Raw genomic sequence first — 14,307 nt, 5'->3', positions numbered from 1 at the left:
TAAATACTAACTAACAAAAAAAATGATCTCCGAACGTCAAAAAGAAATCATCGATGCGGCGGGCAAAATCCTGACCGAATCGGGTATTGGAGGTTTGACCACCAAAAAGCTGGCACTTGAAATGGGATTTTCTGAGGCGGCGATTTATCGGCACTTTCCCAGCAAGGAAGCCATTACGTTGGCCATGCTGGAGTTTCTCCGGGAAAATATGCAGACTCGACTTTCCTCCCTTGAGCCAAATTTGAGGGTTGAGGATCGATTCAATGCCATTTTTTCTAGCCAGTTTTCGTTTTTTACCCAGCATCCCCATTTTGTAGTTGCGGTGTTTTCGGATGGACTTTGGGAAGAAAGTGATCAAATCAATCAGGCTATCCTAGCGTTGATGCAGACCAAGATGGGTTTTTTGCTTCCGCTGATTTCGGAAGGTCAGTCCAATGGGACATTCATGGCGGATGTTTCAGCTGAGCAAATGGTACATTTGGTGTTGGGGGCTTTTCGTCTTCAGATGTTCAAATGGAGAGTTTCAGGATTCAGTTTCGACTTGAATTCATCGGGTACTCAACTCATCGAATCAATTTTAACTATGATTAAGCGTTAAAAAAATTTACCTAAATATGTTAGTAAATACTCACAAACAAATTCTCTTCTCTTTATTTCTCTTCTTTTTGGTAGGAGAAATCAAAGCGCAGGAGTGGACGCTACAGCAGAGCCTCGATACGGCTATGGTACATAATCGTACCCTTCAGGTTGCCCAGAATCAAGTTGCAGTCGGAGATTTGAAAAATCAGGAATCGAAAAGTCAGCTGCTACCCAAAGTCATGGCGACTGCAGACTACAAGTATTTCACTCAGCTGCCCTACCAGATTCTTCCCCAAGCGGCATTTGGTGGACCGGAAGGCGTGTATCGGGCGGTGCAGTTTGGCGTGCCCCATACCATCATGGGCAACCTCAATCTCCGAATGCCGATCTATGACCCGCAGGTGATGGCAGGTATTCAGATTTCGGAATCTTTTCAAGAGCTGAGCGAATGGCAGCGGGTCAGGACTGAAGAGCAGATTCACTTGGAAGTGTCCAATTTGTATTACAACGCCCAAATTCTGAAAAATCAGCGGGCTTTCCTCCAAGCCAATCAAGTCAACGGTCAAAAACTCGAGCGAAATGTCCGGCTGCTCTACGAGCAAAAACTGGCCATCCGTACCGATTTGGATAAAGTGATTCTTCAAAATCAGCAGCTGGAATCCCAGATTTTTCAGCTGGAAAGTCAATACGCGACGATCCTCCAGCAGCTGAAGTTGGTCATCGGTTTGCCGCTCGATCGAGCCATCGAGGTGGAGTCGGCGGTTCAAATCGAAGAATCGGGTATTCCCAATCCAAGCCTGACCTCAGACCTTCGGATTCAGGAATTGCAAGAGAAAATGATTGCGCAAGAGCTCAAAGCCATCAAGAAGTCAAGGATTCCAAGTGTGAGTTTCGTCGCTAATTATGGGACAACCGGTTTTGGATACAATGGTTCGCCGAAGTCTTTTTTGGATTTTTACCCACAGAGTTTCCTGGGTGCGCAGGTGAGTTTTCCGATTTTCAACGGGACAGTCACTTCCAAGAAAATCAGCCAAAAAGAACTCGAACTCAACAATGCCAGCATTCAAAAATCTCTCATTGCCGATCAGACTCAAGTTCAGTATGAGGCAGCGATGCGACAGCAGGCTACCGCCAAAAAGCAGATTCAAATTACTCAATCCCAGATCACTCTAGCCGAGTCGATTTATGATAAATCCATACTACTGCAGCAAGAAGGTCTAGCCACGCTGACCGATATTCTGCTGGCTGACCAATCTCTTCGGACTGCACAGCAGGCCTACCTCGATGCGATGGTCGAGTACCTCAAAGCCACCCTCGAACTCAAAAAATCATCCGCTACTCTTCTTGATTAATTAAGCACTATGAAAAAGATCATCATTTACCTCATTCCTCTGGCCCTAGTCGCAATCGTGGCGATAACGCTGGTATCGAACAAAAAAACTTCTCAAGAGCGAGTCTATATCTATGATAAAGAACAGACTGTTTCGGTTTTTGCTATGAAAGTGTCCGAAGGTCAGCTGGATAATCAGCGGGGATTTTCCGGTGTGATCGAACCGATCCGTGAAAGTAAAATCAGTGCAGAGGTACAGGGAAAAGTCACCCGGGTGGCCGTGGAATTGGGACAAGTCGTAAGTGCCAATCAGCTTCTCCTACAGCAGGATGTGGCTTTACTCCAGCTTCAGCTCAAAGCCACTGAGGTGCAAAAAGGCGGTCTCGAAGCGGATCTCAAGCGCTATCAGATTTTGGTGGAAAATGAAGCCATTCAGGGTATTCAGCTCGAAAAAACGGAGCTGGCCCTCGCAGGATTGGAAGTCCAAATCGCCACTCTGAAAGAGCAAATCGCCAAGTCCTCGATCCGGGCTCCTTTTGGAGGAATCGTGACGGCAAAAATGACTGAAGCAGGAGATTTTGCAGCCCCAGGCAAGCCACTTGTTCAAGTCACCGACATCAGTCGCGTGAAACTGACCGTGCAGATTCCTGAGAATGATCTGAATTACTTCCAATCCGGCAGCACACAGCTGGTTACGATTACTTCCCTATCGAAAGAAATTGCTGCAAAAGTGACCTTGGTCGGCAGCAGGGGATCGATTGGGAATAGTTTCCCGGTTGAACTGACCTTTGAAAATACGGCGGACTTAGCGGTAAAAGCAGGGATGTTTGGTGAAATTACGGTCAACGCAGAGCTGGATACCAAAGGAATTGTACTACCCGCCTCGGCTTTGGTAGGGTCTGAATTACAGCCTCAAGTCTATGTGATTCAGGATGGGAAAGCAAAACTTCAGGCCGTCGAAATCTCCAGACGGGTTGGAGATCAATTACTGCTGAAAAGCGGAATCAAACCGGGCGATGTAGTCATTACCGGTGGCTTGGTCAATGTTTTTGAAGGTGCAAATGTCGAACCCAATTTTTCCCCTGAGCGATGAACATTACTTCCATATCCATCAATCGGCCTTCGTTGATCATCGTATTGTTTAGCTTGTTTATCCTCCTAGGATACATCGGCTTTACCAATTTGTCCTATGAGCTGATGCCAGATTTCAATCAGCCGGTACTGGTCATCAAGACAGGCTATCCGGGTGCTTCGCCTGATGAGGTGCAGTCTTCGGTGTCAGAGAAAATCGAGGACGCTCTTTCCAATCTGGAAGGAGTCGATTTTTTGGTCACCAAGTCCATGCCCAATGCATCCGTCGTGATCGCCAACATGAATTACGGGGTCGATCTCGATCAGGCCATGCAGGATGCACAGCGCTACATCGACAATATTTCCAAGGATCTGCCGGAGGATGTGCTCTCACCGGTGATGTCCAAGGTTTCACCCAATGATCTACCGATTATGTCCATCACCTCGACTAGTAATTTGGAGTCCAAGGTGTTTTATCAAAAAATGGTGGATGATTTTATCCCTCAGATTCAGCAATTAAAAGGTGTGGCTGAAATCACTGTGCTCGGTGGAGAGGAGCGGGAGATTCAGGTGAAAGTGGATCCGGAAAAGTTACGTTACTACCAGATTTCGCTTCAGCAAGTGGTTGAAGCGATCAATCGAGCGGGATTGGATGTACCGGCTGGCAATGTGCAGACGGATCAAATTCAAAATGCCGTCCGGCTAAGTGGCAAGTTTCGTCACCTCGCCGAAATCGAGCAGGTCCAGGTTGCGATGCCGTTGGCAGGTGCTCCGGTTTATGTCCGTGATTTGGCCGTGGTCAAAGACGGCATGAAGGAAATCACCTCGGTTAGCCGATTCAATGGTAAAGAAGGAATTGGCCTTTTGCTTAAAAAGCAAGGCGATGCCAATGCCGTTGATGTGTCAAAAGCTGTCCGTGCGAAACTTTCCCAAATCGAAGCCCAATATAAAACAGCCGCTGTATCATTTGTAATCGCCGATGACAGTACGGACAATACGATTGCGGCCGTAAATGCGGTGGTTTTCGACCTAGTTTTGGCAGTGATCTTAGTGGCTTTTGTTATGCTGCTCTTTTTGCGCAGCTTCAGAAACTCCCTAATCGTATTAGTTGCCATCCCAACTTCCTTGGTTACTGCTTTTGCTGTGATGTGGCTTTTGGGCTATACGCTCAATCTGATGACTTTACTTGCCATGTCTCTGATTATCGGGATTTTGGTGGATGATGCAACGGTTGTTTTGGAAAATATCCAGCGGCATTTGGATATGGGAAAAGACAAGAAGTCGGCGGCAATGGATGGACGGATGGAAATTGGATTTTCAGCCTTATCTATCACGCTGGTGGACGTGGTGGTTTTTCTGCCGATTCTTTTCCTTCAGGTTTTTGTGGCAGATATGCTCAAGCAGTTTTCTGTAGTGGTGATTACCTCGACTATGACCAGTTTGCTGGTTGGGTTTACGCTCACGCCTTGGATGGCTTCCCGCATCGGAAAGGCTGAAGATCTAAAGCCGACCAATGTATTCAACCGTTTTTTGATAGGTTTTGAGCATCAATTGGACCGATTTATTGCTTGGTATGGTCGGCAATTGACTTGGGTTTTGAATCATAAGTTGGCTTTCACGGGTATCGTCATTCTACTTTTCGTAATGACCTTGGGCATTTTGCGACAGGGGATTATCGGGAAGGAACTGATCGCTACTGGAGATCAGGGGAAGTTTAGGCTGTACTTGGAATACGATAAATCGACCAGTGTCAAAGAAAATAACCTCCGCACCTTGGAAGTCGAGCAATTTCTTATGCAGCAGCCTGAGGTATCTACACTTTTCGGCAATGTGGCAGGTCCTACAACAGGCATCGGGAGTTTGGGGGTAGGATTGCCCTACAAGTCAGAATTGACCGTTCAGCTTTTGGATAAAAATGAAATTGGGGGGCTTTCTACCGAGAAATTTATGAAAGATGTACGCGAAGAACTCAAGCGTACTTTCCCAGGAATCAGTTTTTCGATGACTGCATTGGGGCTGGTGCCTCGTTCGGCTCCAATCGAGATGACTTTGAATGGGCCTGACCAAGAGCAGGTGATGCAGGTAGCAAAGGATTTGTCCTTGGTGGTGGAGAAAATCCCCGGTGCGGATTACGTCAAACTTTCCGTGGAGGACGGAAGTCCCGAGTATCAGGTAATCCCCGATTCCGATAAATTGCAGCGGTTGGGCTTGTCCAATGCTGTTTTGGGATTGACCCTTCGAAATGCCTTTGCAGGGAATGAGGATGCAAGCTTGACCGAATCCGGTACGGAATATCCCGTTCGCATTCAGCTGGATAATTTCAACCGGCAATCTTACGAGGATGTCAAAAACTTTCAGCTGATCAATCCCAAAGGGATGCCGATTGTTCTTTCGCAAGTGGCAGAGGTAGTTCAAGCGAATTCCCCATCGCTACTTGAGCGTAAAGATCGACAGCCTGCGGTGACCTTGACTGCGGATGCTTTGGGAAGACCTTCTGGCACCGTAGCGGATGAAGTTGTGGCATATCTGAAAGACAATCCTCTTCCTGAAGGAATCAGTATGGTGTGGGGATCGGATATCAAGCGGCAAAATGATAGTTTTGGGGCTTTGGGTCAGGTTTTATTGATTTCCTTTTTGCTAGTCTACCTGATCATGGTTGCGCTGTATGACAGCTTTGTGTATCCATTTGTAGTGTTGTTTTCGATCCCGGTGGCAGTCATCGGAGCAATGCTTGCACTTAATCTGACTATGAACAATCTGAGTTTGTTTGCGCTGTTGGGATTGATCATGCTGATGGGGTTGGTCGCAAAAAATGCGATTTTGATCGTGGATTTTGCCAATCAGCTGAAGGAAAAAGGAATGGGTACCCGTGAAGCTTTGCTAGAGGCAGGGAAGGGGAGAATGCGACCCATTCTGATGACTACCCTGTCCATGGCAATCGGGATGCTGCCAATAGCCATGGCAAGTGGTACTGGAAGTGAATGGAAAAATGGACTCGCGTGGGTGATTATCGGTGGATTGATTTCTTCTCTAATTTTGACTGTTTATCTCGTACCGATGGTCTATGAGTTTATTGAAAATATAAGATGTAAATTGAGCTTGGTTTTTAAATCCAAAAAAACAGAACCAAAAGCAAAATGGAGACTGGATTGAATCAACTTAAATCAGAACTGGATGATTTAGACTGTGAAATGATTGAGGAGGTAGAAAAGCGTATTTCCGAAGCAGGCGAAATTGAACCTCGAAACTACAATTCCTGGAAAAATTTAATCCATTATTTGACTTTAAGAAATGCAGACCGACGGGACCTGCAGCTCAGTCTGCACAATGCGGGGCTTTCTGCACTTTCCAATTCCGAAAGTCATGTTCGCTTTCAACTGCAGGCGATTCAGCGAAGATTGGGTAAATCTTATGCACATAAAGATTTGGCAACCTGCACGTATCCTTTTGCCAAGGCAATTCTGGAGGAAAATGTAAATCGCTTATTTGGCCAACAAAAATCCAAATCGCATCATGTGATGGTTACCCTAGATGGCCAAAATGGGACAAATGCTGAAGAAATTGCTGATTTTATGAAGCGCGGAATGCGGATAGCGCGAATTAATTTGGCTCATGATTCGGAGCAAGATTGGCTGGCTATTATCCAGGCCATCCGACAAGCTGAGCAGATGAACAATGGCAGTTGTAAGATTTATATGGACCTCGCCGGGCCAAAGATCAGGACTCAATTTCTAGGAATGCAAGTGGATGAAAGCGCTCTTAAAATCGATAAGGGAGGATGTTTTTATTTGACAGATGATGCCGAGGGATTGGATCAGTCCAAGTTGGTGATGATCAGTCCTACAGAAACGTCAATTCTACCTTTTTTGAAAAAAGGGGAGCGGGTCTTGATTGATGATGGAAAGATTCAGGGGATTATCGAACGAAAGATTTCTGATTTTCGTGTGGAAGTCCGTGTTACCCATATTTTTAAAAAGAAGCCCACGGTCAAGCCTGGTAAGGGAATCAACTTTCCCGATTCCAAACTGAAAATTGATCCATTGACTGACTATGATCTCAAAGTCCTGCCTTTTGCCGTAAAACACGCGGATCTTATCGGTTATTCTTTTGTCAATCGACCAAAAGATCTGGCGCATTTGATGGAGGAAATGAGGAAAATTTCGGAGGAAATTCCCCCTGCCATCTTAAAAATTGAGACAGCCCTTGCAGTAACTAATCTTCCTGCTTTACTGATTGAAGGAATGAAAATGCCTTTTGTCGGTGTAATGATCGCCCGCGGGGATTTGGCCGTGGAAGTCGGTTTTGAACGGATGAGTGAGGTGCAGGATGAAATTTTGTGGATTTGTGAAGCTGCACACGTTCCTGTGATCTGGGCGACCCAAGTCATGGAATCACTCCATAAATCCGGTCTTGCAACCCGTGCCGAAATTACCGATGCTTCAAAAGCAACTTTGGCGGAATGTATCATGATCAATAAGGGGGCACATACCGCGGCAGTGTTGGAATCACTGGCCGAAATTGCCAAACGTATGGAGGGTCATCGAGATAAAAAACGCTATACCTTCAGAGCTTTGTCTATCGCTCAACGGTTTTTGTCAAAAAAATCAGGTCCACTTTGAAATATACTTGAGTAGTAAATCTTCCTATTTTTCAAGTTGGGTTTCGCTTAAAATCTCTTGCAGGAGAGACTCCTGTCTGGGTATGGAGAGTTTATTAAATTGCTCCAAAACTGCTGATTCTTTGAATGTATCTAGGATTTGCTTTTTCGAAAGTTGCTGCTTCTTTACATGCAGATATAAAGTGACCCGTACTTGGTCTCCGCCGGTTTTGCCTATACTTTTTCTTATTTCGCCGTTTACAGCTAGCTTTTTGTCATTTTCTTTGTCCGGTCCCAGATTTTTGATTCCGATCGGATAATCATCGATTGTTCCCGAAACTTTAATATCACCCCATTTCCCTTTAATGTCTTTGGTGTTGGGTATTCGAAGTTGGTAGGTCCATGCCCCGTTGCCAGGGATGTAGAGGAGTTCCAAAATTTCGTTTTCAATGATTAGCTTCTTCATATTTCCTGTCAACCTATATTTCCATCCTCCGGTTTGATCCTATGATTAAACATGAATTATCATTCGGCCACAATAAATTTAATTCAGTGCAGGAAATTTTTAAAAAAAATAATAAAAGATATTTTTATCCTTTATAAAATTCTTCTATATTTGATCCAACAAAAAAAAGGACCATGTTTTCCAAAGCCTGCAAATACGCCATCAATGCCATGATCTATCTGGCCACTTTGCCTAAGGGGCAAGAGCGTGCCGGCTTAAAGGAAATTGCCGAGGCGATCAATTCTCCAGAAGCATTTACGGCCAAAATCCTGCAAACGCTGGTTAAGGAGAATCTACTAATATCTATTAAAGGTCCCCACGGAGGATTCTTAATCGAAGATAATGGCAGAAAAACCAGTCTTTACAAAATTGTCCAAGTCATCGATGGCGATCAAATCTTCACGGGTTGTGCATTGGGGCTTGAAAAGTGCTCTGAAGACCATCCTTGTGCGGTACATTCCAAATTCAAGTCCATTCGTGAGCATCTCAATGGGATGATGCTTACCACGACCTTGAAAGACATGGCATCCGGGATTCAATCTGGTATCAGCTATTTGAAGTATTAAAAAATTTGATAATAAATAAGATAAAAAAATCCTTTAATCTGAATTAAAATGGAAACATTACTCGAAAAAAAAGTAGGAGGGATCGTAGCGGAAAATTTCCGTACCGCCCGTGTATTCAACCAATATGGTATTGATTTCTGCTGCAAAGGCGGCATAAAACTCACCGATGCCTGTGAAAAGAAAGGCGTATCTGCCACTCAAGTAGCTGCGGAACTCGAGGAGGCGATCCGAGAAACTGATGCGGTCGATTATCGACAGTTTAGCTTGAGTCAATTGATTGATCATATCGTGACCACACACCATAAATATGTGGAGGATACCATTCCTGCTTTGAAGTTTTTCACCGAAAAGATTGAAAAAGTACATGGAGATCGACATCCCGAATTGTCGGAAATCAGAAAGGAATTTGCGCAAGCAGCTGATGCATTGACTATCCATATGAAGAAGGAAGAGTTTGTGCTTTTCCCATTTATCAAAGCCATGCAAGATGCCAAAATGAGTGGTTTTCCATTATCCGAACCGCACTTTGGGCATATCGAAAATCCCATCCACATGATGGAGGATGATCATGAAATAGAAGGAGACCGCTTTAGAAGAATTTCAGATTTGACCTCAGAATATACTGCTCCTGCAGATGCCTGTCAAACCTATCGAGTGGCCTTTTCCATGCTTCAGGAATTCGAGCAGGATTTGCACAAGCATATTCATTTGGAGAATAACATCCTATTTCCCAGTGCTTTGCAATTATTTAAAGAATTAAATAACTTGAATTAACCCAGTAATGACCAGCACTTTTTCACATATCGCGTTTAAGCAGACCTGGACCCGGTGGGCCTTAGCTTTCTTTTTGATTGCGGCCTTGCTAGGGTTATTGATGCGTTCGTTTCATGTGATGGAGATGCCAGCGGTTTTTGATTACAAAAACATTCTCCATACCCATTCACATTTGGCACTATTGGGTTGGGGGTATTTGATGATCACAGGAGGGATTATTTTCAGTTTGGAATCGCCCAGTGAGCTAATTTATAAATACAAAAAGCTCTTTGTCCTTACATTGATTTCCCTGATCGCAATGCTGGTCACTTTCCCGCTGCAGGGCTATGGAGTTTGGAGTATTTGCTTTTCGACGCTTCATGTGCTGGTTTCTTATGGCATAGCGGTTAAGATTCTCCGGACGCTTCAGATGCAATCTTCCGGTCTAGGTATTCGATTGATTCAAATTGCGATTTGGTTTCAGTTGATCTCCACCTTGGGACTTTGGGCTCTCGGCCCTGTGACAGCTACTCTGGGCAGAATGCATGAATTGTATTTCATGAGCATTCAGTGGTTTCTCCACTTTCAGCTGAATGGTTGGTTTGTGCTGGGTACGCTGGGGCTCTTGATTTATCGTGTTGAGCAGGTAAAGGGAGCGATTCACTGGACGGTCTTTCGGATTTGGGCAATGATCCTTTCGGTAGTGCTCACTTTTGCTTTAGTCATCACCTGGGCGGATCCGAATCCGCTGTTTTTCACAATCAACGGTTTCGCAGTCGCACTTCAGGGATTAGTCTATTTCTGGATTTTCCTAGAATTATTCATTGGAGTCAAAAGCTTGGAAATACCCAGTCTAGTCAAGCTATTGATTTATGTGGCATTGATCAGTTTGGCAGCCAAAGCTTTCCTTCAACTTTTACTGCTGCTTCCTTCAGTCGCGGTGATCTCCTACACGATCAGGCAATTTGTGATCGGGTTTCTTCATCTGGTGCTTTTGGGAGTCATGAGTTTTGGGTTGGGAGCCGTGGGTATGATCAATGGAGACCTTTCGCAGGAGCGGTCGAGTACCATAGGCTGGCTTGTCGTAATGACTGCATTTCTCAGCACCGAAATCCTGCTTTTCACCCAAGGGCTATTGCTCTGGTTGGAGCTTGGTTTTATTCCAGGGTACAATCTGCTCCTATTTCTATTCTCCATTTTATTTCCCTTGGGATTAGCCATCCTTTGGATTACTCAACTTGAAAACAATTCCCAGTATAATTCACAATTTAATTTAACCTCAAAAAATCCAAACCAAAACACTAACCAGTCTATGAAAAAGTCACTTATCTGGTCTTTGGGAATCCTAGGGATACTCATGACCGCATGCGGAGGAGGAGAGACGCAAAATACTGCAAGTTCTCCACAGCAAGAAGAAGCCACTCAAGAAGTCAAAGCTGATCCAAAAGGAATCGGTGAAATCAAAAATGTGGAGCTCGACGAATCCATCGATGAAAATCTGGTGAGTACCGGAAAAGCCATCGTAGACATGAAATGTACAGCCTGTCATCAGCTCAATGATAAGCGCCTCGTCGGTCCGGGCTTCCAAGGCGTGACCAATCGCCGTCGTCCCGAGTGGATCATGAATATGATTACCAATGTGGACGTGATGCTGGATGAGGACCCTGTGGCTCAGGAGCTTTTGGCCGAATGTCTTACCCGGATGCCCAATCAAAATATCTCAGTGGGTGATGCCCGGGGGATTTTAGAGTTCCTCCGAAAAAATGATTTAGAAAAAGCCGGTGAGAAAGACGGCGCACTATAAATAACCCAGACAAAAAAAATAATCAAATGAACAAACACACATGGCTGGTTGCCGCTGGCTTGATCGCAGTGGCACTGGCACCAGGATGTAAACCCAAAGGAGCACAATCTGCCATTACGGGAGATGCTGCCTCCAAGGTCTATGTGGCCCCGGGTGAGCACGATGAGTTTTACAACATCGTCTCCGGCGGCTTCAATGGACAGATGTCCGTAGTCGGTCTTCCTTCGGGAAGGGTTTTAAAGATTCTCCCCGTATTTTCTGTTCACCCGGAAAATGGATGGGGATATTCCGAAGAAACCAAACCTATGCTCAATACTTCTCATGGCTTTGTTCCATGGGATGATTTGCACCACATAGCCATCTCCACAACCAATGCCGAGCATGATGCGCGATGGGCTTTTGGCAATGCCAATAATACTCCGAGAATTGCTAGAGTTGACCTGAACACCTTCAAGACCGTGGAGATCATCGAGATCCCCAACTCTGCAGGAAATCACTCTTCACCCTTCATTACTCAAAATACCGAGTATGTCGTGGCTGGTACCCGTTTTTCAGTGCCAGTTGGTGATAATCAGGACGTTTCCATTGACTCCTACAAGGAAAACTTCAAAGGACATATTTCCTTTATCAGCGTAGACCCTGAGCATGGAGATATGGACTTGGCCTTCCAAATCGAAGCACCTCCGTTCAATTTTGATTTGGCGAGAGCCGGAAAAAACAAATCGCATGGTTGGTTCTTCTTTTCCACTTACAATACCGAAATGGCCCACACACTTTTGGAAGTGAACGCTTCGCAAAAGGACAAGGACTTTATCATGGCGGTAAACTGGAAAAAAGCTGAAGAATACGTCAAAGCAGGTGAGGGAACTACCCGAAAAGTAAAATATGCTCACAACAAATGGGATGAAGCGACGCACTCGGCAAAGTCTGAAATCATCGAAGAAGTACTGACACTTGATCCTACTGTGCTCAAAGACATTGTCTATTTCATTCCATGTCCCAAGTCTCCACACGGCACGGACACTGATCCGACGGGTGAATACATTATCGGTTCCGGAAAATTGGCGGCGATCATTCCTGTATTCTCCTTTACTAAAATGCTGGCTGCAATTGAAAATGAAGATTTTGAGGGAGACATCAATGGAATGCCTGTTTTGAAATACGAATCTGTCCTTCATGGAGAAGTCGAAAAACCTGGATTGGGTCCTTTGCATACTGAATTTGACGGAAAAGGAAATGCCTATACCTCCATGTTTGTATCCTCAGAAATCGTCAAGTGGAATATCGAGACTTTGGAAGTATTGGACCGAGTACCAACTTACTACTCCGTAGGTCACTTGAGTATACCCGGTGGACCTACTGGCAAACCTCATGGCAAATACATGGTGGCCTACAACAAAATCACCAAAGACCGCTATTTGCCCACTGGACCAGAATTGGCTCACTCAGCACAGTTGTATGATATCTCAGGTGACAAGATGCAGTTGCTATTGGACTTCCCGACTATCGGAGAGCCTCACTATGCAGAAGCATTTCCCGCAAGCTTGATCAAAGATCGACAGGTGAAATTCTATCCTATCGAAGGAAATGAAAACCCGTATGCCCTTAAAGGAATCAATGATGCCCGAGTCGAGCGAAATGGCAATGAGGTTCACGTGTACATGACTTCTATTCGATCCAATTTTAGACCGGATAATATTGAAGGAGTACACGTGGGTGATGAAGTTTATTTCCACGTTACCAACTTGGAGCAAGACTGGGATGTACCTCACGGATTTGCCATCAAAGGCGCCAATACGGCCGAGTTGCTGATCATGCCGGGTGAAACTTCCACGCTGAAGTGGGTACCGGATAGAGTAGGGGTTTTCCCATTCTACTGTACCGACTTCTGTTCGGCCCTGCACCAAGAGATGCAAGGTTACCTCCGGGTATCTCCAAAAGGTGCCAATGTGCCGCTTACCTTTTCCACAGGAGAAGCTGAATAAATTCATTTAAAGAGGAAAATCGCCATTCAAAAAAGGCTGGCGGTTTTCCTTCCTTCACTATGAAAACGTTATCCAACTCCAACCGGCTTTTGATTTTGATTGCGGCTTTGGCGATCATTCCAGCCTATTTTACTCCACTTTGGCAAATCAGCCTTTGGGCTCCACAGTATCCTGAGGGACTCAATATGAAAATCTGGATTGACCATCTCAGCGGGAATGTAGATACCATCAATGGAGTCAACCACTATATCGGCATGAAACATATCGGGGAAGAGATGTTTCCTGAATTCATTTATCTCAAATACATCATCGGTGTTCTCATTGCTCTCGGAGTGGTGGCCGCATGGGTTGGGAAGCGGTGGTCCCTTTATGGGTTTTTGACATTGATGACTTTATTTGGCTTGGCAATCCTCGTCGATATGTACCTCTGGGGCTATGATTATGGGCATAATCTGGACCCTAAAGCTGCCATCAAAGTACCTGATATGACCTATCAACCGCCTTTGATCGGGTACAAAGAGCTTCTCAATTTTCTGGCTTATTCTGGCCCCGATACCGGCAGTTGGATTTTGATGGGAGGAGTGGCTTTGCTCTTCGTCGCCATCATTCGAGATAGGTTGAAAAATAAAAATCAATAAGTCGCCTAATTCCACCCTTAACCCTTTAACCATAGAAATCATGAAACGAATCCTTTCACTCATCAGCTTTGTTGCCTTACTGGCATCTTGCTCAGCAGATCCTAGGTCGATTAATTACGGTGAAGACGCCTGTCATCACTGTAAGATGAAATTGATGGACCCCAAATTCGGAGCTGAACTCGTTACCGAAAAAGGCAAAATTTACATTTTCGATGACCTCAATTGCATGGTGGATTACCTACATTCCGAGGAAGGTCAGAAGCAAAGTTTCAAGCATATTTTGGTGACTGATTACCTCAATCCCGGGACTTTGTTGGATGCCAATTATGCCTTTTACCTCAAGTCAGATGAATTCAAAACGCCCATGGCAAGTCAAGTGGTGGCTTTTCCTGACTTTGATCTACTTGAAAATCATAAAATGGAAAAGGGAGGAGTTTATCTCGCTTGGGGAGAATTGGTCACCCAATTCAAATAGTTGA

The 14,307-nt window shown here is 45.0% G+C and carries 12 protein-coding genes; 11 read left to right on the top strand and 1 reads right to left on the bottom strand.

Annotation, left to right across the window (positions count from 1 at the left end):
• Positions 1-22: 22 nt before the first annotated feature.
• The 5 genes from BM043_RS13720 to BM043_RS13700 are packed head-to-tail and all read left to right on the top strand — an operon-like array spanning position 23 to position 7,599.
• On the top strand, positions 23-598 hold the full coding sequence (locus tag BM043_RS13720) for a TetR/AcrR family transcriptional regulator (RefSeq protein ID WP_092792596.1): 576 nt from the start codon (positions 23-25) through the stop codon (positions 596-598).
• Between the two features lie 16 nt (positions 599-614).
• Positions 615-1,931 (top strand): TolC family protein, encoded by a 1,317-nt coding sequence (locus BM043_RS13715; protein ID WP_092792594.1) that lies wholly within the window; start codon positions 615-617, stop codon positions 1,929-1,931.
• Between the two features lie 9 nt (positions 1,932-1,940).
• On the top strand, positions 1,941-3,002 hold the full coding sequence (locus BM043_RS13710; RefSeq protein WP_092792592.1) for an efflux RND transporter periplasmic adaptor subunit: 1,062 nt from the start codon (positions 1,941-1,943) through the stop codon (positions 3,000-3,002).
• Complete coding sequence (locus BM043_RS13705; RefSeq protein ID WP_092792590.1) at positions 2,999-6,133, top strand: efflux RND transporter permease subunit; 3,135 nt, start codon at positions 2,999-3,001, stop codon at positions 6,131-6,133. The genes BM043_RS13710 and BM043_RS13705 overlap by 4 nt, the downstream gene beginning before the upstream one ends.
• Positions 6,118-7,599 (top strand): pyruvate kinase, encoded by a 1,482-nt coding sequence (locus BM043_RS13700; RefSeq protein ID WP_092792588.1) that lies wholly within the window; start codon positions 6,118-6,120, stop codon positions 7,597-7,599. The genes BM043_RS13705 and BM043_RS13700 overlap by 16 nt, the downstream gene beginning before the upstream one ends.
• 24 nt (positions 7,600-7,623) lie before the next feature.
• Here BM043_RS13700 and BM043_RS13695 read toward each other — a convergent pair whose 3' ends face one another.
• Complete coding sequence (locus BM043_RS13695) at positions 7,624-8,043, bottom strand: DUF1905 domain-containing protein (protein ID WP_092792814.1); 420 nt, start codon at positions 8,041-8,043, stop codon at positions 7,624-7,626.
• A gap of 173 nt (positions 8,044-8,216) precedes the next feature.
• Between BM043_RS13695 and BM043_RS13690 the strand changes: the two genes are divergently transcribed.
• Genes BM043_RS13690 through BM043_RS13665 form a run of 6 tightly spaced genes read left to right on the top strand, consistent with a single transcriptional unit; the run spans position 8,217 to position 14,303 of the window.
• The gene (locus BM043_RS13690) at positions 8,217-8,648 is read left to right on the top strand and encodes an RrF2 family transcriptional regulator (protein WP_092792586.1); all 432 of its coding nucleotides are present in this window, start codon (positions 8,217-8,219) and stop codon (positions 8,646-8,648) included.
• A 48-nt stretch (positions 8,649-8,696) separates the two neighbouring features.
• Positions 8,697-9,422 carry an iron-sulfur cluster repair di-iron protein gene (ric, locus tag BM043_RS13685; RefSeq protein ID WP_092792584.1) on the top strand — a complete coding sequence of 242 codons (726 nt, stop codon included), beginning with the start codon at positions 8,697-8,699 and terminating at the stop codon, positions 9,420-9,422.
• A 7-nt stretch (positions 9,423-9,429) separates the two neighbouring features.
• Positions 9,430-11,205: a c-type cytochrome gene (locus tag BM043_RS19710; protein WP_245753037.1), complete on the top strand. Its 1,776-nt coding sequence runs from the start codon at positions 9,430-9,432 to the stop codon at positions 11,203-11,205.
• A 26-nt stretch (positions 11,206-11,231) separates the two neighbouring features.
• Complete coding sequence (gene nosZ, locus BM043_RS13675) at positions 11,232-13,190, top strand: Sec-dependent nitrous-oxide reductase (protein ID WP_092792582.1); 1,959 nt, start codon at positions 11,232-11,234, stop codon at positions 13,188-13,190.
• A gap of 59 nt (positions 13,191-13,249) precedes the next feature.
• On the top strand, positions 13,250-13,828 hold the full coding sequence (locus BM043_RS13670; protein ID WP_092792580.1) for a hypothetical protein: 579 nt from the start codon (positions 13,250-13,252) through the stop codon (positions 13,826-13,828).
• 40 nt (positions 13,829-13,868) lie between these two features.
• Complete coding sequence (locus BM043_RS13665) at positions 13,869-14,303, top strand: nitrous oxide reductase accessory protein NosL (RefSeq protein WP_092792578.1); 435 nt, start codon at positions 13,869-13,871, stop codon at positions 14,301-14,303.
• The last annotated feature ends 4 nt before the right edge of the window (positions 14,304-14,307 follow it).

The organism is Algoriphagus hitonicola, assembly GCF_900113375.1.
Lineage (GTDB): Bacteria > Bacteroidota > Bacteroidia > Cytophagales > Cyclobacteriaceae > Algoriphagus > Algoriphagus hitonicola.
This window is presented reverse-complemented; position numbering and strand designations above follow the sequence as displayed.